Source organism: Halobacteria archaeon AArc-dxtr1 (genome assembly GCA_025517425.1).
GTDB lineage: Archaea > Halobacteriota > Halobacteria > Halobacteriales > Natrialbaceae > Halostagnicola.
In genome coordinates this window covers 464,630-485,327 of the sequence record JAOPJY010000001.1, presented here as the reverse complement: position 1 = coordinate 485,327, position 20,698 = coordinate 464,630, and the positions used below count along the sequence as shown (strand labels likewise).

Genomic DNA, 20,698 nt, shown 5'->3' with positions numbered 1-20,698 from the left:
GCGTCAGCGCGAGGATCTCCTGGTCTCGAATTGCCCTTCGCAGTCGGTCGGCAGTGCTACTGACTGTCGGTATCCGGAGCTGTGTTCCGGTGGTCGTCGAGGAGAACGATCGACCGTTCGGAGGGTAACGACCGAAGCGTCGTCTTCGAGGGGGTTGTGGCTTCGCGTTCGCTCTCCGGAGCAGCTGCCCCCATCCGTCGCGGTGTGAGGTGCTCGCCCTCGATCCCTGCGTCGGCGGAGAGACGTTTGAGGATCGAACGCGCCCCTTCCGTCGTGACCGCCGGCGGCGGAACGCGCCGTTCTCGAGCGACGTCGATCGCCGTCGATTCCGCGAGCACGTCGTCGACCGTCTCCGTCGAGAGGCCCCGATCACGCAACACCGAGCGGACGTGACTCGCCACAGATGGGGCGTGGCGGGTCGGGAACAGTGGCCAGTCGGGTGTCGGCGGCTGCTGGAGGATGCGGTAGCGTCGAAGCGGCGTCCGGGCAGCCGCGGGGAGGACGACCTGCTCGAGTGAGTTGGAGCTGGCACGCACCTGCATCGTCCCGGCGTAGAAGTCGACGTCGTCCCAGGTCGCCCCGTCGCGCCGACCATCAGTGGGAACGCGAAACACCTCCGAGCCGCGTACGTCCGAGTGGGCAAGGAGCGACACGAGCGCGTGATCGCGGCGCTTGGACAGGCGCTCGCGACGGTCCGCATCGGTTGCCTCGGCGGCGCGGTCGCTGACGTAGCCCACGAGTCGCTGGCGGCGTTCGTCGAACGCGTCAGCGTCACCCGAGCTATCCCCGTCTACCGCCGGCAGGGGCTCTTGAGCGTGTGCCGTGGCTGCTGGATTCGTCTCGAGGAGGCCGCCACGGACACACCATGCGAGAAACGCTCGTACGACGGCGAAGTACGTCTGCGCGGTCGACGCGGCGTACGACCCCTCGCGGACGAGAGCGCGCAACCGCTCGGCGTACGAGCGGAGGTGGCCGTCCTCGAGTGCGAACAACGCGGTGCAGTCGCGCTCCGATTCGAGCCACGCCGCCCAGCGTCGCAGGATTGAACCCGCGTTCGAGGCGTAGACACCGGCGTCGTTCTCGTCCGGGTCGCCGGTCGCCTTCCGTGCGAGATACGCGTCGACGGCGTCAGCGATGACAATGTCACTCACGGCTCCCACCCGGTCGTCCAATCGCCGGCTCGGGAGTGTCGACCTGCCGACACAGGCGCGGTCCGACGAGCGACCGCCCCGAGAACGGTCTCGCCGATCATTTTCGGTCGACGGTAGGAGGAGATGACGGATTTGTGTTTCGGTCAGCGACAGTTCGGCGGCCGGGACTACGGTGCGGACTCAGCCCTCGCGACGCCACGGATTTCGAATCTCGCCCCACCGTCTGCCCCCGTGCCGACTGATATCGACCACCCGTGGCCCTGAACGATATCGTGGACGATCGACAGTCCGAGGCCGGTCCCGGACTGCGAACTCGTGTAGCCGTACTCGAAGACGGTTTCTCGCTTCTGTTCGGGGATACCCGGTCCGTCGTCTTCGACGGCAAACCCCTGGTCGATCGATTCGACGCGGATTGTCTCTGCATCCTCGGCGTGCTCGGCGACGTTCGTAAAGAGATTCTCGAACAGCTGTTTGAGGCGTGACCCGTCGGCGAGGACGACCCCGAGATCGTCGTCAGTGAGCACGTCGATTCCGGCAACGTCGACGCTACCCGATGCGTTCTCGACGACGCGCTGGAGGGAGACGGGTTCGGGGTCGTCGATGGGCTCACCGCTGCGTGCCAGTGCGAGGAGATCGTCGACAAGCGTGTTCATCCGATCGACCGCACGGCTCGTCTCGTCGAAGTCCGCGGCCGAACGCGTCTGGCGAGCCAGCGAGAGGTAGCCGTCGATGACGTTCAGGTGATTACGAAGGTCATGAGAGACGACGCTCGCGAACTGCTCGAGGCGTTCGTTCTGCTGTTCGAGCTCCCGTTCGTTGGCCTGTAATCGGTGTGTTCTGTCGATCCGGTCGAGGACGAGTTCGGTGTAGGCGGCGATCAGTTCGACGAGTTCGAGCTGCAACGAGGAGAATCCAACTGGTGCAGATCGCCCACTGATCATCACGCCGTGTTCACCGAGCGGGACGATGTACTCGGATGTGACCGCTGTCTGTGGATTATGCACATCGTCCTGGCCGCTCACGTCGTCGAACAGTGACGGCTCCTGATGATCGTAGACGGACCAGGCGAGGCTGTCATCGGCCGTTAATACGGGCTGTGTCTCGAAGACGTCGGCTGCATCGTCGGACATCGCGACCGGCTCCAGTCGATCTTCCTCGACGAGCCAGATGGCAGTCAGCGGGAGGTGAACGACCGAATTGGCTGCATCGACCGAAATTCGACACGCCTGGACCTTCGACTGTGCTTCGAGAAGGTTCTGTGCCGTCTCGTGAAGCGCCAGAAGCGCCCGATCGCGCTGTTCACTCCTGGCGTCGTAGACGCCGACCAGCAATCCGATCACCAGCCCACCAGTCGCAACGTTGACCACCACGTACGACGGGACCGACAGGATCGCTCCGGGCTGTTGAACGAGACTGGTGAGAAAGCCAATACCACCGACAGCCCCGATGCCACCAAGAACCCACAGCAGGATCCTCCGCTGGGCGGCCACGTCGAGCTTTTGGGCAACAAGCCAGTACACCCCGGCGAGAGCCATAATTGAAGCGAGCAACGGGCCAATATCTCGAACCAGGACCGTAACGATCGTCGTGCCGTCACGGAACGCGAGTCGATACCAGTGAGCGAGAACGAGACCGAGAGCGATACACCCAACCACGGAGAGGGGAAGCCCGGGACGGTGACGAACGGACCCCTCCATAGCAGATAGTGTACACTCTTTCCACCCAACGGTGAAATACATTCGTATAATAAAAGACCGAGACCGAGTGGATGGTTATCACCAACTCTCCTCGAACTGCCCCGCTGTCCAGCTGACTGCGGCCCCACCGGGGCGCCGTCGCCGTGGACAAACGCAACGTTTTCACACGAAGATCGACGATCTCTCGAGGTGAACGTTCGTGCAGCCGACCGACCAGACGGCCGCCGTAGCTGGCTCGTGGCGATCGTCGGCTCGGTCGCGATGGTGTTTACCTTCGGGACGCCACTTTCCTACGGCGTCTTTCAGCAGCCGTTCAGCGACGCCTTCGGAATCTCTGCGGTCGCACTTTCGGGGATCTTCTCGATCATGCTGTTTACGTTCTTTATCGGCTCCGGATTGATCGGTATCTTCGCCGCCCGCATTCCGGCTCGACTGGTGCTCGTGCTCTGTGCGGTGGCAACGGGCCTGATCGCACCTGCATTGTACGTCGTCTCGTCGTACCTCGGACTCGCGATCGTTTTTGCCGTTCTCGGACTTGCACTCGGGACCGTCTTCGTGCTGACGGCGTCGATCGTTCCTCGCTGGTTCGAGCGTCGCCGAGGGGCGGCGACCGGGCTGATCTTCGTGGGAAACGGACTCGGACTGTTCGTACTCCCGCCGATCTGGCAGCAGGCGATCGGGGCACGTGGTGTCCGCTCGGGCTTTTTGCTCATCATGTCGGTCAGCGCCGTCGCATTCTTCCTGGCGGGTTTGCTCTGCAGACGCCCATCGTGGGCCGAGCAGACGACGGCGACGTCAGGCGAACTGCTCGCGTGGCTCTCTCGGCTGCTTGGCACCCGGTCGTTCCAGCTACTGTTCGTCGGGATGGCGCTGGCGTTTGCCTGGTACCAGTTGCTGGCGGCCTACGCGATCGACCTCTTCGGGGCGCGAGGCCTTCCCGAAACGGCTGCCTCGACGATGTTCGGACTCATCGGCGGCATCAGTATCATCTCCCGAATCGGAAGTGGGTACGCTGCCGATCGCGTCGGCGCGAGACGGGCGTTTCTGGCGTCGCTTGGCTGTGCCGGCGTCGGCATTTCGCTGCTCTTTGCTCCCTCCGTGGCGGTTCTCCTCGTCGCCGTCTTCCTCATCGGAATCGGCCTCGGCGGGACCGCGACGCTGTATATCCCGCTTCTCATGCAGGCGTACGATCCGAATCGAGATACTGCCATCGTCGGGGTATTCAACATCGCCGGCGGGATGGGTGCGCTGTTGATGCCACCACTTGGTGTTGCGAGCGTCGCTTACACCGGCGGCTACACGGTCGTAATCGGGCTGACGCTCGGTGTCGCCGTCATCGCGTTCGTCACCGTCGTCGCGGGGACCCGGTCGGCGTGATTGTGTGCGCAGTTGTCAGGTGAGGATGTTCCTGTGGTCGAGTGTCCCAGATCCGACACGGGTGCCGATTCAGGTCAGTTGTCGAGACGAGTGGGGCTGACGGCGTGTCTGCACAGGATATGATTAGAATCTGTAATCTCCCAATCAATATCATTAAGTAAACCCACTGTATCGACGCATCTATGGACGTGCTGATCACGGACGACTCGGACTTCATGCGAGATCTTCTTCGACAGATTCTCGAGGGGGAACACACCGTCGTCGGGGAGGGTGAAAACGGCGTCGAAGCGGTCGAACTGTACAAAGAAACTGAGCCGGACGTCGTCCTCATGGACATCGTCATGCCGATCAAAGACGGCATTGAGGCTACCGATGCGATCACCGACTACGACCCTGATGCGACGGTGATCATGTGTACGAGCGTCGAACAGGCCGAGCAGATGAAAGACTCGATCAAAGTCGGTGCGGAAGGATACATCACGAAGCCGTTCCAGAAAGAGAGCGTCTTAAAAGAGATCGAGAGCCTGACCGCCTAATCATGGAGATCGATATTCAGGCGCTCGAAACCTACAACGAGTTAGCCCACGAGGGGGCCCAGTCGGCCGTCGATTCGTTCGCGACGCTGACGGGAATCCCGACCAACGTCGAGGTGACCGACGTGTCGCTGATGGCTCCCGAGGACCTCCAGTACGAGCTCAGTGGGGGCAAGTACGCCGGCGTCAGTATCGAATTAGACGGCGGGATCGAAGGTGAGACCGTCCTCGCGTTCGACGAGAGTGCACGGACCGCGATCACGGAGACGTTGGTTCCTGCGGACGATCCGGAGATGAAACGAAGCAGCATCAAAGAGGTGGGGAATATCATGACCAGTGGCTTCGTCGACGGCTGGGCGAACCACCTCAATATGCGGATCAAGAGTTCGCCACCTGGGTACGTCGAGGGAACCGGTGCCGAGGTCCTCCCGAAGTCGGCTACGCAGGCAGATCACCACCTGTTCGTCTTCCGCAGCCGCATCGAAACCGAACAGGACGGCGTCCGCCAGCCAGTCGACTTTCAGCTATTGCTCGTTCCCGACAGCGAGTCCCTCCAGCAGGCCCTCGAACCGCGAAACGAGAGCAGCATCTCCTTCGAGAAGTTAGAGATGTTCAACACGATGACCAAGGAGGGTGCCAAGAAGTCGGCGACGAACATCACGTCGATGACGGGCATCGAGACGACGGTGAACATCAGCCGACTGAGCCTTGTTCCCCTGGCTGATATCCCCAGAGAGGTCGGCGAGACGCAGTACGTTGGGACCGTGATGAGCTACCGTGGCCGACTCAGTGGCTACCTCGTCATCCTGTTCGACCAACCGTCCGGGCAGGCCGTCGTCGACGCCCTGATTCCGTCCGAAACGGACGGCGAGTGGGGTGACATGGAGCGAGCTGCACTCCAGGAACTTGGCAATATCATGACGAGTGGGTTCATCGACGGCTGGGCGAACGTCCTCAACACCGACATCAAACACTCCCCGCCACAGTTCGTCGCCGACGTCGGTTCGTCGATCATGGAGCCCGTCATCTCCGAACTCGCAGAGAACGACGACCACGCCTTCCTCATCGACTCGGACATCGAGACTGACACCGAAGGCGTGTTCACCTGCAAATTGCTGTCGCTGCCTCGTCGCGACGAACTCGAATCAGTGCTCGACGACATCCTCGTCAGCGACGCACAGGAGATGAGTGCAGATCCCAGCGACGTGCTGTAATCCTCGCCGACCGCTACGCGTTTACGTCTTCAATTCGGTGGGTGACAACGATTCGGCCTCGAGGAGTGAGTCCGAGTTCGTTTCCGGTTTCACGCACCAGATTCTTCTCGCGAACCGAGTTGAGCACACCTGCGACGTACGTCGAGTCACCGTCGAGTAGGGTCGCGAAGTCGAGATCACCGTTGGTGGCGTGGATTCCGACGAGAACCTGCTTTTCTGCGTCGGTGAGGTCAATCTCGTCGACCGCCGATCGGATCTCGTCGTACTCGAGACGGAGATATCTCGCGAGAAGATTGACGTGCCGGCTCGTCCGCGGGGCGATTAGCGTCGTCTGCGTCCGGCCCGACTCGTCTGTGTGTTTCACCGAGAGTGTGACCCGGTTCGTATCGTCGCCGATCTTCTGGGTCCGGTCGAGTCCCATCACCGTCGCGATCGAAATCCGCAGCGTTCCGCTGTTAGTCTTGACGGCGATCTCTCCGGGCGAGATCGTGAGTTTTCCAGGGACCACGGCCGCATCCTTGACCCGACCGCCGACTCGCGCCGGGTGTTTCACGTCGACGCGCTGGTCGTCGAGCAGGGTCCGAAACAACGCCGTCAGAAACTGCTCGACGTTCTGCCCGACGCTTTCGATCACAGCTGTCTGCAGTTCGTCGTCGGTAGTGTATCCGATCGTCACCGTATCCTGAAAGAACTGCTTGGCGTGAGACGGGACCTTGCCGACGTTGACGTCGACGACTGCCGAGAGCGGGATGGTCCGTTTGTCCTCGGCCGTCGCGAGGACGACCCGCTTGGTGGTTGCAATGATACGACCCTCAACCGGCGTGCTCTGCTGGCGTCCTCCGAAGAGAAAGCGACCGGTAATATCCGAAACGACATCCTCACCCATACTGTGTTATTGTAAGTTCCGCCAAGGTTGGTCAGCTGTCAATTCTATCTCAGTGTAGAGAACCGGGTAACTAAAACTGTACGGGTCCGGCGACGGTCTCCGGATCGACTATGTTCACGAAGGTGAACTGTTCGGTGCGAACTGGCTATACCGGACGCGGCTGATTTGGGTGATGATGAGTGTCGCCATCGATCAGTTTCACTCCCACGTGATTTTTATAACACTTGACGTAGTAGGTCCGATAGGAACTGGGTATGGGTGATGGTGAGGGGGACTCGAACGAGCACGCCAATACGAAGCCGCTGCTCCCGAGCGAACAGCCGGCAAAAGCCAGCCAGAAGAGTGCCTTCACACCGAACGATCTCGACTTTTCGGAAAGCCCGTACGTCGAGGAACTTTCCGAGAATCGGTTCGTCGTCGCGACGGACGATCGTCCACCCGACGTGCCGGCCCAAGACGGCGCAGACGACGACCCAGCCGAAAACGACGCAGACGACGAGCCAACACAGTCGACGACGCTTCGGTTCGACGACGACAGCTCGGCCGTCGATCCGTCGGCTGCACGAGCGACGCTGGCGACAGAGCTCAACGCGACGGGAAATCGGTACGCGATCGACGTAATCTCGCGGCTCGACGGAGAGTCAGCCACCCGACGAATCGCGTCGGACGACGTCGTCGGATCGTTCGACGAACTGGTCCGGTGGTACGCAGCCTCCGTCTCGGGGAGTACTCCGACCCGGCGTGCGTTGGCAATGCTGTTGTCTGCATCGGACTTTCCTCAGGTGCTCGGTCCGACTCATGTCAGGCGGCTCGTTGAGGATACCGGACTCGAGCGAGACGACACGATTGGGGAACTATTTGACGCACTAGACGAGTAGCGTATCCATGGAGAGCAGGGACGACGTTCCTCCCACGGAATCGGGGCTATCTGGTGCTTGGTCGTTGATTCAACAATTAAGTACCCTTGCTGTCAACAGTACGATGTGGACGACGAGCAACGAGGCGCAGAACGCACTCACGCTATCCTCACCGGCGATTTCGATCGCAATACGGGGGGTGACTCACGGGTGAGTCTCTTCGAACTCGAACGAAACGCAGCGTTCGACGAGCTCCTCGCGCGCCTCGAGCGGAGTTCGAACCCGACAGTTCGTAAACGATCTGCCGAGATACTTGGGAGTCTGGAGGGGGAAGCAGGGGGAGCGCAGTACTCCCGATCGAAGATCATCGACTCGCTGGTCGAGGCCGCGATAACCGACGAAGATAAGTCGGTTCGAGCAGCCGCAGTCGACGCCATAGACCAGTACGGACAGCCAGCACTCGAAGAGCTCATCGGCGAGTTACAGGATGACGACTTCGACGGAGGTGCAGCGTGGAAAAAAGCGGAAATGCTGGCAGAGAGCCTCAACGATAGCGTTCCCGAGTTGCGAATGGCTGCTGCAACGGGACTTGGCCGCCTCGGCGAGACGAACGCAGTCCCTGCGCTCGTAGAGACGCTCGAGGATCCGGATCCACGAGTTAGAAAACAGGCTGCACGCGCGTGTGGGCGGCTCGAATCGGTCGAGAGCGTGCCCCATCTCTCTCCGTTGCTCCGACAAGATCACCACGAGGTACGGGTCGAAGCCGCCTACGCGCTCGCGAACATCGGATCGGACAACGCTCTACGAGAGCTCAGTAGCGTCGTCGACGCGGAGGACGAATCACTCCGACGGATCGTCGTCGACGCACTGAGTCGCCTGGGAAGCGTCGAGGCAGTCGAGATCCTCGTCGGAGCGTTGCAAGATGACTCCGACACCGTCCGACGAACTGCGATGTTCTCGCTCGTCCAACTGCTCTCGGAGGCCCCGGCAGAGGCAAGTCACACGGTGAGACAGAAGATGGTCGGCGAACTGGAACGGGCAAACGCCAGCGAGTCGGTCGATCCGCTGATCGAAATCCTCGACGAGAGTACCGAAACCGCACAGCGGCGCAATGCTGCCTGGCTGCTGGGGCGGGTAGCCGACGACACTCACACGGCACCGGCACGTGAGGCACTGATCGACACGCTGAGCGACGACAACGAGATGACCTCGAAGTTCGCCGCGACGAGCCTCACGCTCCTCGATGACGAGGACCTAGAGGAGCGACTGCTGGAGTTCGTTACTGACGACACGAACGATGAGGGGGCGCGGGCAAGGGCCCTGTTCGTCCTCGGGAAGATCGGGGGGAAGACAGCTCGCCAGGAGCTGACGGCGTTTACGGATCGAACCGAGAACGAACGACTTCGAAAGCACGGATTTTCCGCACTTTCGAAGCTCGGAGGGATCGGAGCACCAGGTGATAAATTCGCATGAGTAAGTCCGAGACGAAACTCGCTGACGCGACGGGACAGTTTACGCAGGTAGTCCGAGACAATCGCCGACTATCGGACACGAACTGGTCGAACGGTCGGATCGTGCTCTCGAACAAGCGACTGGTGATCGCGAGTAGCGAGCAAAAAGAGACGATCCCGCTTTCGGCGATCAAATCGATCCGCGGGCGATACGACGTCAACCAGACGATCGCGAAGGTATCGAACTACGTAAGCGTCAACACCGGCGATAACGTCTTTCTCGTCTCACTGGGCGAAGAGGACATCGAAACGTTCGAACTCGAACTGCAGAAGGCGATGCTGGACGGCGAGATCGTCCTCGTGAAACATCCCGCCGTCGAAGGTGGGGTCGTCCAAGACACGGAGTGGAAGAAAGCGCGGATGAAAATCGACACCGGAGTCGCAAACTTCGCGGTTGAAGACGGTTCGTTCGTCCAGATAGAGGTCGACGACGTCGGCACCATCGAAACGGACAACCGAACGGTAAAATCGAAGGAGCGACCGGTCATCGAAGCCGAACACACGGAAGACGGGAAGAGCGTCCAGACGTACGTGACGGGTGGACAGCAAAACTGTTCGATCCTGAAGTCGGTACTCGACCGCGGGGCAGAGAAGAACGCCTCGCAGATCGATCTCTCGGGGAAAGAACGGGAAGTGCTGATGGCGCTGTACTCGGGGGTTTCGCCGTTCGAAGTTCCAGAATTCGTCGACGTAAACCCCGACAAAGTCGAGGAGATGTACGAGCGGATGATCGAACTCGACGTGCTAGAAGAGGTTCGAATCAGACGCGAAGTCGTCCTGAAGCCCCGAGGACGAAACATCGCGAGCGAGTCGATGAACGAAAAGTGACGGCAGTCGTCGCCTCTCTCTGGGCTATCAGATCCGTACTTCGGCAGGATCGAACCAAAGAAGGAACTGCTCGTCTCGCTGGACGACACCCTCGAGACCCGCTTTACCGCTGGCAGATTCGACCTCCGATCGGGAGAACGTGGTAACGCCGACGACGCCATCGACGAGCCAGCCAAGTCGACTGTCCGCATCGTCACGGCGTTTGAACACGATCAGTTTCGTATCGGCGTACTCGCCGTCGAGTTCGAACAGTTCTTTTAAATTGATGACTTTGATCGCTTCGTCTCGGAGTGCGACGACGCCTTCGATATGTGGCGGGCTGTTCGGAATCGTCGTCAGTTCGCCGCAGTTGACGATCTCTGCGACGTATCCGATCTCGACGCAGTAGACCTGCTCATTTAACTCGAACTCGAGTGCCTCCACTGCTTCGTGTTCGCCTGCCGGCGTTTCGCCGTCAGCGCTCTCTCGATCGAACTCTTGTGCTGGCATAATCGGAAGTGCTACCAACACCAATCGATGGCGAGATAATGAATGTATGGTTTACTGGCACCACCGTGGTCCGATGGGTGGACGCCTGCACTCAGTTGAGGAACACTACGGTAGCGATAAAGAACGCGAGCAGTATGGAGACACCAAACAGGAGGATGCCGCTTTCGGCCGACCCAATCGCACGTTCAGCTTTCATTCAACGTGACTTTCACGGCCGGAATAATGGATCTTTCGCCAGCTTACAGGTCGACGGTGATTAGCATATCTATCAGCCGCTCGGTGAGGGTGCCCGTGATTGCGCCCAGCCAGAGTAACAACACGAAGTGGAGGTACGAGTTGCCGAGGTGACCGCCGTCGATAGCGCGGATCAGCAGCGAGGAGATGAGCGCGTTAAACACCAAGACGAGCGTGAGCAGATATCTGAGTAGCGGGATATTGTACTGTTCTGTGTAGATGAGCGAGTCCGCGACGGTTTGCTCCCCGGTGTCGATGTCGAATCCGGACAACAAGATCGCAAGCTCCAGACCGATGAAAAAGGCGAACGTCGCCGCGACCGTAATCCCGTAGACGACGCCAATGAGCGTCGTGACCTTCTGTTTTCGTTCCTCGCGAAGGTTGATAATCGCACTCATGTTCTGGCTGATGAGCTCGCCGAGCTGTTTCGGGCTTCCACCCATCTTTCGGCCGACGAGGTACATCTCACTGAACTTCTGGATGAGGTGCGAGCAGGTGTCCCCGGTGAAGTACCGCCAGGACTTTTCGGTGCTGATTCGCATATTTAGCCGCCGGTAGAGGTCGTCGATGTTCTTCGAGAGGTGGCCGAAGTCCTTGCTCCGGAGCGTCGAGAGGACGTCGGTGGTAGTACTCTGTTTGACGCTTTCGCTTGTGCCGAGTGCCCGAATGAAACTCGGGAACGAGCGATCTCGTTCGAAGACGCGTCGTTCTTCGTACCAGAATACGACGCCCGTAATGAGAAGCGGTGCCGTCGCAATCGGCAGCACGAGCAGATACGGGATCTGGTGGAGGCCGAACAGTTCTGCACCAGGAAGGACGGAGAGGAACATAAGCGAGAGGAGGCCAGTGAGAACGACGGTCAGCCCGACGCCGAGAACGGTCGCCCCGAGAAGACGCTTTTTCGTCGTCGTACGGTATCCGTCTTCGAGATACCAGATGGGGTCGTCCGGGACCGTCTCCCGGATGATGAAGAAAAAGCCGAGCTGGACGAACACGAACAGCACGATCACGATACCGGCGGTGAGCGTCGGGTCGTTTCCGGTCAGCAGCGGTAAGACGATCGCAAACACCAGTGCGAACGTCATCGAGATGATGATCGACAGATAGAGATCTTTGAGGACGTCGAGATTGCTCAGTGACTGCTGGTAGACGGTGGAGTACTGATCGATCAACACGTCCTGTTCCTGGGTGAGGAAGTCGTCGATCTGTTGTCCGGCCTCTAACGTGTAGGCCATCCGCTCGAAGAGGTCGGCGATGGACTCACTGGGCACCTCCTTTGCGCGACGTCGACAGGCCTCGTCGAGACTCAAGTGCCAGACGTCGACGAGATCGACGATCCGCTGAACCTCCACCGTCAGTTCGCCGTACTCTTCCTCTTTCGCGAGTTCGCGCAGAATCTCCATCCGATCGATGTTGGTCGTCGCGAGAACCGTCATGTGGATGACGAACAGATGGTACCGGTTTTCCATCTGAACGCGCCGTGCGTCGAGTGCGATACGCGGATAGGCGACTGCTGCGCCGAGCGCGAGCAGTCCGAGTACCGGAATGAGCAACCTGACCAGCAAGAACGCGTCGATCAGCACCGTGACGACGACGGTGAGGAGGAAAAATGCGAACGCGGGGAGAACGATCCCGAGAAGGTAGACACTGGTCGAGAAATCCATCTCATCGTACGAGCGGATGATGGATTGGCTGACGGACGCCAGTGATGACGCGTTGTCCTTCGTTGCCATTGTTCACGAACTCGTCTCTCGTTTGATCAGTCAAAGAGCGTGAGTCGTCGGAGTTCTGCTGCGAACGTTGCTATCAAACCTATTTAAAATTGATCACTAGCGGGCGAATTAGTTACTGATATGATAGGATAGTCGCTAGAAACAGTGGGCCTCCGGGTCGTCGAATAACATAAGTCCTACAGGTGAAAAAGTATGATATGACTCGACTCGACCTCTCCGACGGATTTAGCTTCCACGACTACCGTGCGAACCTCAAGTTGCTCAAGGGCTCAGATGGAACGCACATCCTCGCAAACCGGGCAGATCTACGCTGTCCGTCCTGTGATCGTCCGTTCGATCGGCTCTTCGTTACCGAACAGGAGAGCCATACGTTCGACACACCACCTGACGGATCCTTCTGTGTCGCCCGGACGGACGAGAAACTCCTCGTGTTGACACACTACTCGTCCTCGTAAGAGGCGTGTACCGCGAACTCATCGGATGGGTTGATCTGGAGGCTGTACGACCCGCTCTCGGTGACGTCGTACTCGAACTCCGCCGTCTCTTCTTGCGTGCCATCGGAGAAGGCGATCGACTGATCTGCATCCCGGAGAACCACGCCGATAAACGCGTCCTCAGCATCGTCTTCGTCCCCTTCGTACGTCACGTCTATGATGAGAGTCGTGTCCGACTCCAGATCGAACTCGTAGATCATTCCCTCGTCAATGGTCTCATCAACGAGGACGTCGTCGCTGAACATGCCGAGACAGCCAGCAGTTGCCATTGCGATACCGCTTCCTGAAGCCATAAGAATCGACCGTCGGTGCATGGATATTGTAGTACGTAGGGGAGACGACGCAGTAGAACGTAAAATACGTTCGGACTATGCTGACAGTCCGTACCAGTGAACTATTTATCCTAGCCGTTAGTAGTGTGGCTTCGATGGGATTTAGCACGAGCAGTTCGGTCGCCCTGCTGTTCGTTGCATTTTTGATAGTTCTCAGTATTGCCCTCCCGACGTTGTTTACGCTCGGAAGCTCAGCGGGTGACGCGTACGCATCACAGGCAGAGCAGATACGTGACTACAAAAATACAGATATTGAGATCAACAGTACTGCCGTAGACAGTGAGAATTCGACAACGACGATTGAGGTCATCAATACCGGCTCGGAAACGCTGGAACTCTCGCGAACGTATCTTCTCATTGATGGGACACCCACAGACACAAACCAAACCACGAGGACGGTTATCGATGGTGACGATACTCGCAACGAGTCGGTAACGAACATCTGGCCACCTGGGACGACCCTCAAGTTCGAAGCGGAACTTGACACCGCTCCGGAACGGGTAGCAGTCACGACGGAAGGGGCGATTACCGACGCAACATCGGTCGATGGCCAGACGGAGGAGTCATAATGTCCGGGGAGTCGCTATCTCACCTCGTGTTGTTCGTTGCGAGTATCGTTGTTGCAGGAAGTGTCGCGGGAATCCTCATCGTCGAAGTGGGCCAGGTCAACGAGGCGATCGAAACGCGAGGATCCGGTGTCGTAGAAGAGATCGAAACCGATATTGCGATCATCAGCGACCCGGGCCAGAGTGACGCCATTTACGACGAGGAGAGTTCGAACGTGACGGTTCTCGTCCAGAACACGGGGTCAGCGAGCTTGCTTAGCGATCCAATGCAGGTAGACGTCGTTGTCGATGGAACGTACATCCCGAACGACGATCTGGAAGTAGAAACGGTATACACCGACAGCGACGTCTGGGGGCCCGACGAAATCGTCGAAGTAACCGCTGCTACTGATTCACTGGATATTCAACACGATACCGAGGTGCTCGTCATCGTTAACGGAAACGAGGCTGTGCTCGACTTCTACGTCAGCGAGTGATAGATAATGGTTGACCTACCAAACGTATTCGGCAAGCGCGAGGAACAGGCCGACAAACACGACGACGGGGAGGAAGAGGGTGACCTGTTCGGTGATAGCGGTAGCGACACCGACGTGTTCGGCGATCTTGGGACCGACTCGAGGGACGAGGGGGTCGGCGAGTCTGACACCAGCGGTCCGCTGTTAAGCGACGGTGGATCGGATGACGACCTGTTGGGTGGTGGAGACGACGACCTGTTGGGTGAAGACGAGATGTTGACCGGTGGTGGAAACACCGGTGCAACCGAGCTCTCGTATCGGTTGGACGATGTCGAAGAAGAGGTAGACACGCTCCAGAACCGCGTCGAGATCTTCAGAGGAGAGAACGAACAGATCAGCAACAGAGTCGAAACGGTCGACAAAAACGTCGAGAAGCTCGTCGACCTCTACGAGATCGTCACCCGCGGGATCAATCCGTTCGTCGGTGACCAAGAGCTGGGTAACGCCTTCGATACTGGGGAGGGGGCGTTCGGCGCACAACAGGGACCCGACGTTGACGACGAGCTTGCCGCCGCCGATGCAGACGAGTTCCTCGACGACGAGTTCGAAGACGAGGAAGACGACGATGACGAGTTCGGCGACGCACTGGCTGAAGATGCCGAGAACGACGAATTCGAGGCGGACGAGGCGCTATCCGAGGAGTTCGAAGCGGATCTCGGAGACGGGAGCGCCGATGCCGACGACGAACACGACGGTTCGGCCGGAACTGATGACAAAGACGATGATCATGACGATTCGGCCGGAACCGACGACGGGTTCGAGCTGGCGTTCGACGAATCGGCGGCCAGCGAAGACGACGAACCCGAGCACGATCCGGGCGTCGACAGTCACGAACGCCCCTCCGAGTCCGACGGCCCCCTCAACGGGGAGTTCGGCGAGCCGCCGTACCTCGTGACCCACCGCGCTCGTGACGACGTGGAACTGGTGACACTCGAGTGGCTGCAGTTTCTCGTCGAAAAAAGCGGTGTCCAGGGAGCTGCCCGTACGATCGCGTACTACGAATCAGTCGGCTGGATTTCCGAGGAGGCATCCGAGTATCTCCACTCCATGCTCGACGGGTTCGGAACCGCCCAGCAGCGAGTCGGCAAGGTGAGTGGTGACGGACGGTCGCCGCTTACCGTCGCCGAACACAAGCAAAGTCTCCAGTATATCGCGTGGATCGCCACGCCGGATCAGGCACCCGACCTCGGTGCCGAGATGGAGGAGGTGGCAGGCGAAATGGCGTCCGACACCGGTGTGCAATGACGAAGGATTATGGTATTTCACTGTGACGTACCAATCGACCGAGGGATGAGACCATGTCAACCGTGAAACCGACTCCGGAAGTGATCGCCGTCTCATTACAGAAGGGTGGGACCGGAAAGACGTTTACGGCGATGAATCTGGCCGGTGGACTCGCAGCCAGGGGATTCGATGTCTTGCTCGTTGATTTGGACCCTCAGGGGACGTTGACGGCGAATCTGGGCAAGCGCGAGCAGTACTTCGATCTCGACGCACGCTCGCTCGACGAGGTGTTACTCGACCCGCGACAGTGGGATCGGATCGACGAGCTGATCGAGGCCGATCACCCGGAGTTCGATCTGATTCCTGCGAACCAGTCGTACAACGGCAACAGAACGCCACTCGATACGGCCGACGGCGGTGCGATCAGGCTCGGACAGGTACTCGAGAACCTCGACCGGGCGTACCACTACGTCGTCTGTGACTGCCCGCCGGATTTCTCGCCGTACACGAAAAACGCCATCACGGCCGGCGAGAACGTGGTCGTCCCGATGATTCCCGAGACGGAGATGCCCCACTCCATCGACCTCCTGTTCGATCAGTACGAAGTCCTCGAGCTGGTACACGATCTGGAGATAGACTACCTCGCCTTCCTCATGACGGTCAACTCGACGAAGTTGACGACGGAAAACAGACAGATCGTCGACTGGTTCGAGGACACCTTCGGAGAGAAGGGGGTCGTAACGGACCACCGCGCCGCGTTCTCCCGTGCGAAAAAACATCAGCAGTCGATCTACGGATACGACGACGCGCTCGCCAACGACCAGCTCGACGTGTACGACGAATTCGTCCAACTGGTCGTCGAGCAAACCGAGCCGCCGACGTTCGACGCCGGTATCGAGACACCGACAGCAATGACGGTAGAAACGATCCGCCAGCAGCGAGCAAACAGTGAGTAACGAGTCAGCACAATGACTGCAAACGATTCCGACCCAGACGACGAGTTCGAAGACCAGCTCTCAGACGTGGGTGGCCGTGCACGCGAGAAACTCTCAGAGAGTGATCGGAAGAAGGCCGAGAAGCTCGGCGTTTCGCCGACAGCATCGGCCGACGACGATCAAACGGACGAGAGTGCGGACCCCGAACCCGACGGCGACCAATCGGCCGAACATGGACAACAGCGGTCCCCCGAAGAGCAGTCCGGAGGAACACATTCAGATGTCGGCACTACCGAAGATGGTGCGGATGGCTCCGGGAACAGTGACAACCAACCGGTCAACTCCGAACCGACGTCGGCCATGCCACCGGCTGAGTCGACATCAGGCCAAACAGACGAGTCGATGTCCGGCCAGACCGGCGAGTCGACGTCTGGCCAAACAGACCAGTCAACACCATCGACCGGAGCCGGGACCGAGCGAAATCCAGCAGACGAGTCCGATGGCGCTGGCAGTCCTGCAGAAAAACAGTACGAATTTCAGTCGATGACAGCGACGCCGAGCCAATCTGGCAACAGGGGGGGCTCCTCGGAGGCGACTGGCACAGTCGAGGGAGCGTTCACCGGAGGTGCCAGCACAGAGCGAGGCGAACGAATGGCCGTGACCAAAAACGAGAGCAGCTTTGTAATCGGCGACAACGACGTCGCTGCCGACGTCGAGGAGCGGAAGTTGCTCTACTTCGAACTAAACGACGAGCTGTTTGCGGGATCGATCGAGAGCGTCAGTTCAGTCGAGGAGTTGCCCGGGTTAACGCGGTACCCACGGTCACCGCAGCCGATCGACGGCGTAACCGACATGCGCGGAAAGATCATCGCAGTACTGAACCCAAAGGTGATCGTCAACCTCTCGGATAGTGGCGCCAGCGCTCCGCGGGAAGGCGGCGAGTACATCATCGTTCAAAACGAGCGCGAGGACGAGCACCGCCTCGGAATTCGAGTCGACGATATCAGTCACGTCGAGACAGTTACCGACGAGGATATCACGTCGATCCACGACATCTCGGAGATGGATCTGCTTACCATCGACGAGAATTATCTCGAAGGAATCGTCCACGGCTACCGTGCCGACGACGAGATGACTGTGCCGTTGGTCGATTTCGATTCCCTGACCGAGTCGCTGAAAGAGTACTCCTAACGGATGGCATCTCGCACCCAGTCGGTCAACGTCGGGATCGTCGACGACTCCGCGTTCATGCGGAGCATTTTGACGAAGATACTCGAGGAGCGAGGACACACCGTCGTCGGCGAAGCGAGCGACGGCGAGTCGGCAATTGAGCTGGTTACCGAAACCGACGTAGACGTGCTCACGATGGATATCTCGATGCCCGGACAGGGCGGTCGGTGGGCGATCGACGAGATCATGGACAACCATCCAGTTCCCATCGTCGTCATCAGCGCTCACGTCCACGAAGAAGAAGCCGAGGCACTCGAGTTGATGGAGCGAGGCGTCGTCGATATCATCCGCAAACCAGGCGGAAAAGAGACGACCGTTTCGATGTGGGAACGCGCCGACGAAATCGCCGACCGAATCGCCGGCGCGTCCCAGTCAGAGCCCGGACAGGCGGCGAGTATCGATCGTGACGCCGACGAATCGAGACCCACGTCCGACGCTCCTGGCACACAGCCAGCGGGCGAACGTGAGTCAACTGCACCAGCGACCGTCGTGATCGGCTCTTCGACCGGCGGTCCGGACACCGTACAGACCCTGCTCAAGAACCTCTCGCCGGCGCTCAACGTCCGTGTCATCGTCGTCCAGCATATGACCGACGCACTGACTGAATCCTTCGCCAGACGGCTGGACTCGGCGACACCCCTGCAGTTTCGTGAGGCCGCGTCGAATCAGACGATCACCGCCGGCGACGGCGTCCTTGCAAAGGGCGGATACCACCTCGAGGTGGTCGGATACCGGAACGGGCGGATTACGGTCGATCTCTCTACGGCGCCGAAACTGAACAACGTCCGGCCGGCCGTCGACGCGACGATGCGAAGCGCCGCCGCCTGCATCGACGACCTGCTGATCGGCGTCGTCCTCACCGGGATGGGGAAAGACGGTGCGATCGGCATCCAATCGATCGCTGAGGCTGGCGGTCGGACGATCGCTCAGGACGAGGCTACGTCCAGAATCTTTGGCATGCCAAAGGCAGCAATCGAGACAGGTGCCGTCGAGGAAGTCCTCCCTGTCGAGGAGATCCCCGCCGCAATCGAGCGGCTGATCCACTCGCAGGCGAGCGAGTAACGAGCGCCACCGGAGTGTTTCTCAGAGAGTAGAGAACGCCACCGGAGTGGTTCTCAGCGGTTAGACCGTTGCCGACGTACTGAAGCGGCTATCTGTCTCGCGTCTGACGTGGAACGGAAGCCCCTCGACGCCGTCGCGCTGGAAGCGCTCGATTGCCTCGTTGACCTCGTGATACTCGAGTAAGTTCTCCTGGATCATCCGCTGGATGATCTTGGCACGGAAGTCCAGATCGTCGTAGATGTCACGGGTATCGGCGTATCCGAGCAGCGTCGCGATCTGTTCTTCTAAGACGTAGGAGTTGTTTCGCCCCTGGAAGACGATCTCGTCTTCGACGGGATCCCAGTAGAACACCTGTCGGGTCACGACGCCGTCCATCTCCGAGGAGTAGCCCTCGATCTCTTGAACGCTGGTGACGCGTCGCAACACGTCGTCGCCCTGTTTGACCCGGTTCTGGAACAGCGCGACGTCAGCGTTGTCCATGAACGTCTCCGGAATGTTGATGGGGTCACCGGTAAATCGCTGAATCATCGAGACGATATCACTCGCGTGGAAGGTGAGCAACACGGGGTGGCCCGTCTGGGCGGCCTGGAAGGCCATCCGCCCCTCCTCACCACGAACCTCACCAACGACGATGTACTCTGGCCGTGATCGCAGCGCCGCCTCGACGAGATTAAACAGGTCGACGTCTGCGCTGTCTTCGCTGTGACTCTCACGGGTAAGCAGCTGCTGCCACGTATCGTGTGGCGGAAGGACCTCCGCGGTGTCCTCTGCCGTGTAGATCTTCGAGTCGCGAGGGATGAACGTCATCATGCTGTTCAGCGTCGTCGTCTTCCCGGACGCGGTCTCGCCGACGACGAACACCGTCTGTTCGTTCTCCAGGCACAGCCAGAGGTAGGCGGCGAGCTCGGGAGACAGCGTTCCCCAGTTCGTAATCTGGGTGATCGACAGTGGTACCTCGTCGCCCTGGCGAATGGTCAGACTCGGCCCCTTGATACTGACGTCGTCGCTGTAGATGACGTTCAGACGCGAGCCGTCGGGAAGCGTCGAGTCGATGATCGGTTCGGCGTCGGTCATCGGATTCCCGATCCGTTCGCCGATGTTACTGAGCCAGCGTTCGAACTGCTCGTGCGAGCCAAACGACACGCTGGTCTCGACCATTCCAAAGACGCTGTGGTCGACGTAACACTCGTTGGGGCCGATGACGTGAATGTCCTCGTTCGCCGGATCACGCATCACCGACTCCAGTGGCCCCAGACCGACGATATCGCGGTTCAGCCGGTATCGGATGTTCTGATACGTTTCGGGAGACACTTCGTGGATCCCGGGATGAAACCGGCTCTTGAGCTGCTGCAAAATGCCGCCGTTCTGGGGCATCTCCGAGTTCGGATCCAGGCGGCTGCGCAACTGCTCTATGAGCGTCCCACCCTGGGGACCTTTGATCGAGGTCGACGTCTGTAACAACTCTTCGATCCGGTCGCCGTACTCGGCTTCTTGCTGTGGCGCCTTCGTCGACGTGCTCTGTCGTAAAATCGAGTCCCGAACCCTGTCGAACACCTGTCGTTCTGCACTCGAGAGTGTGGGTTCGATCGCGAAGTACTGCATTTTCGATCCGACGTCGCCGTAGACGTGACTGTAGATTGGCCCGCCGACCGGGTAGATGACGTTCGGATAGTTCGTCTCGTGGTCTGACGTCGGCTCGTCGACGAGCATCGGAAACTCGCCGGTGATCTGCTTGAAACTCTTCAAGTGTTCCCGCAGGTGGGGGCGCCGCGCTGCGATCTCGCGAAGTTCCGGAGAGGGATCACGCGTCCCGTGTTCAGTCATATACCC

20 protein-coding genes are annotated in these 20,698 nt (G+C 59.5%); 13 read left to right on the top strand and 7 right to left on the bottom strand.

All coding sequences use genetic code 11. From position 1 onward, the window contains the following. Window positions 1-56: 56 nt before the first annotated feature. Together OB905_02540 and OB905_02535 are read right to left on the bottom strand one after the other, a co-directional pair. Window positions 57-1,151 carry a recombinase XerD gene (locus OB905_02540; GenBank protein ID MCU4924863.1) on the bottom strand — a complete coding sequence of 365 codons (1,095 nt, stop codon included), beginning with the start codon at window positions 1,149-1,151 and terminating at the stop codon, window positions 57-59. A gap of 167 nt (window positions 1,152-1,318) precedes the next feature. Then, the gene (locus OB905_02535; GenBank protein MCU4924862.1) at window positions 1,319-2,848 is read right to left on the bottom strand and encodes an ATP-binding protein; all 1,530 of its coding nucleotides are present in this window, start codon (window positions 2,846-2,848) and stop codon (window positions 1,319-1,321) included. A gap of 189 nt (window positions 2,849-3,037) precedes the next feature. On the opposite strand from OB905_02535, the gene OB905_02530 reads away from it, so the two are divergent. From OB905_02530 to OB905_02520, 3 genes are all read left to right on the top strand, one after another. Then, on the top strand, window positions 3,038-4,225 hold the full coding sequence (locus OB905_02530) for an MFS transporter (GenBank protein MCU4924861.1): 1,188 nt from the start codon (window positions 3,038-3,040) through the stop codon (window positions 4,223-4,225). A gap of 182 nt (window positions 4,226-4,407) precedes the next feature. Next, window positions 4,408-4,761, top strand: coding sequence for a response regulator (locus tag OB905_02525; GenBank protein MCU4924860.1), 354 nt, complete (start codon window positions 4,408-4,410; stop codon window positions 4,759-4,761). 2 nt (window positions 4,762-4,763) lie between these two features. Then, a complete protein-coding gene (locus tag OB905_02520) occupies window positions 4,764-5,972 on the top strand; it encodes a chemotaxis protein CheC (protein ID MCU4924859.1) in 1,209 nt (402 codons plus the stop codon). A 13-nt stretch (window positions 5,973-5,985) separates the two neighbouring features. On the opposite strand, the gene OB905_02515 is transcribed toward OB905_02520, so the two are convergent. Continuing rightward, on the bottom strand, window positions 5,986-6,858 hold the full coding sequence (locus OB905_02515) for a CheF family chemotaxis protein (GenBank protein MCU4924858.1): 873 nt from the start codon (window positions 6,856-6,858) through the stop codon (window positions 5,986-5,988). A 254-nt stretch (window positions 6,859-7,112) separates the two neighbouring features. On the opposite strand from OB905_02515, the gene OB905_02510 reads away from it, so the two are divergent. From OB905_02510 to OB905_02500, 3 genes are all read left to right on the top strand, one after another. Beyond that, window positions 7,113-7,736, top strand: a complete 624-nt coding sequence (locus OB905_02510) for a hypothetical protein (protein MCU4924857.1) — start codon at window positions 7,113-7,115, stop codon at window positions 7,734-7,736. A 189-nt stretch (window positions 7,737-7,925) separates the two neighbouring features. After that, complete coding sequence (locus tag OB905_02505) at window positions 7,926-9,188, top strand: HEAT repeat domain-containing protein (protein ID MCU4924856.1); 1,263 nt, start codon at window positions 7,926-7,928, stop codon at window positions 9,186-9,188. Further along, window positions 9,185-10,054 carry a CheF family chemotaxis protein gene (locus tag OB905_02500; GenBank protein ID MCU4924855.1) on the top strand — a complete coding sequence of 290 codons (870 nt, stop codon included), beginning with the start codon at window positions 9,185-9,187 and terminating at the stop codon, window positions 10,052-10,054. The genes OB905_02505 and OB905_02500 overlap by 4 nt, the downstream gene beginning before the upstream one ends. A gap of 27 nt (window positions 10,055-10,081) precedes the next feature. Here OB905_02500 and OB905_02495 read toward each other — a convergent pair whose 3' ends face one another. After that, complete coding sequence (locus OB905_02495) at window positions 10,082-10,543, bottom strand: chemotaxis protein CheW (protein MCU4924854.1); 462 nt, start codon at window positions 10,541-10,543, stop codon at window positions 10,082-10,084. A gap of 239 nt (window positions 10,544-10,782) precedes the next feature. Beyond that, window positions 10,783-12,510 (bottom strand): archaellar assembly protein FlaJ, encoded by a 1,728-nt coding sequence (flaJ, locus tag OB905_02490; GenBank protein ID MCU4924853.1) that lies wholly within the window; start codon window positions 12,508-12,510, stop codon window positions 10,783-10,785. A gap of 197 nt (window positions 12,511-12,707) precedes the next feature. Between flaJ and OB905_02485 the strand changes: the two genes are divergently transcribed. After that, a complete protein-coding gene (locus tag OB905_02485; protein ID MCU4924852.1) occupies window positions 12,708-12,965 on the top strand; it encodes a flagella cluster protein in 258 nt (85 codons plus the stop codon). Here the strand turns inward: OB905_02485 and OB905_02480 are convergent. Continuing rightward, on the bottom strand, window positions 12,950-13,273 hold the full coding sequence (locus OB905_02480) for a hypothetical protein (GenBank protein MCU4924851.1): 324 nt from the start codon (window positions 13,271-13,273) through the stop codon (window positions 12,950-12,952). The genes OB905_02485 and OB905_02480 overlap by 16 nt on opposite strands. Before the next feature lie 158 nt (window positions 13,274-13,431). On the opposite strand from OB905_02480, the gene OB905_02475 reads away from it, so the two are divergent. From OB905_02475 to cheB, 6 genes are read left to right on the top strand one after another with little or no spacing between them, the layout of a single operon-like run. Continuing rightward, window positions 13,432-13,905: a hypothetical protein gene (locus OB905_02475; protein ID MCU4924850.1), complete on the top strand. Its 474-nt coding sequence runs from the start codon at window positions 13,432-13,434 to the stop codon at window positions 13,903-13,905. Beyond that, window positions 13,905-14,378, top strand: coding sequence for a flagellin (locus OB905_02470; protein MCU4924849.1), 474 nt, complete (start codon window positions 13,905-13,907; stop codon window positions 14,376-14,378). Before OB905_02475 ends, OB905_02470 begins: the two co-directional genes overlap by 1 nt. 6 nt (window positions 14,379-14,384) lie before the next feature. After that, a complete protein-coding gene (locus OB905_02465) occupies window positions 14,385-15,662 on the top strand; it encodes a flagella protein (protein MCU4924848.1) in 1,278 nt (425 codons plus the stop codon). Window positions 15,663-15,715: 53 nt separating this feature from the next. Continuing rightward, window positions 15,716-16,597, top strand: coding sequence for a ParA family protein (locus OB905_02460; protein ID MCU4924847.1), 882 nt, complete (start codon window positions 15,716-15,718; stop codon window positions 16,595-16,597). Between the two features lie 12 nt (window positions 16,598-16,609). Continuing rightward, window positions 16,610-17,767 carry a chemotaxis protein CheW gene (locus OB905_02455; GenBank protein MCU4924846.1) on the top strand — a complete coding sequence of 386 codons (1,158 nt, stop codon included), beginning with the start codon at window positions 16,610-16,612 and terminating at the stop codon, window positions 17,765-17,767. Window positions 17,768-17,770: 3 nt separating this feature from the next. After that, window positions 17,771-18,868 carry a chemotaxis-specific protein-glutamate methyltransferase CheB gene (cheB, locus tag OB905_02450; protein ID MCU4924845.1) on the top strand — a complete coding sequence of 366 codons (1,098 nt, stop codon included), beginning with the start codon at window positions 17,771-17,773 and terminating at the stop codon, window positions 18,866-18,868. 60 nt (window positions 18,869-18,928) lie between these two features. Here cheB and OB905_02445 read toward each other — a convergent pair whose 3' ends face one another. Next, window positions 18,929-20,692: a type II/IV secretion system ATPase subunit gene (locus OB905_02445; protein ID MCU4924844.1), complete on the bottom strand. Its 1,764-nt coding sequence runs from the start codon at window positions 20,690-20,692 to the stop codon at window positions 18,929-18,931. Between the last annotated feature and the right edge of the window lie 6 nt (window positions 20,693-20,698).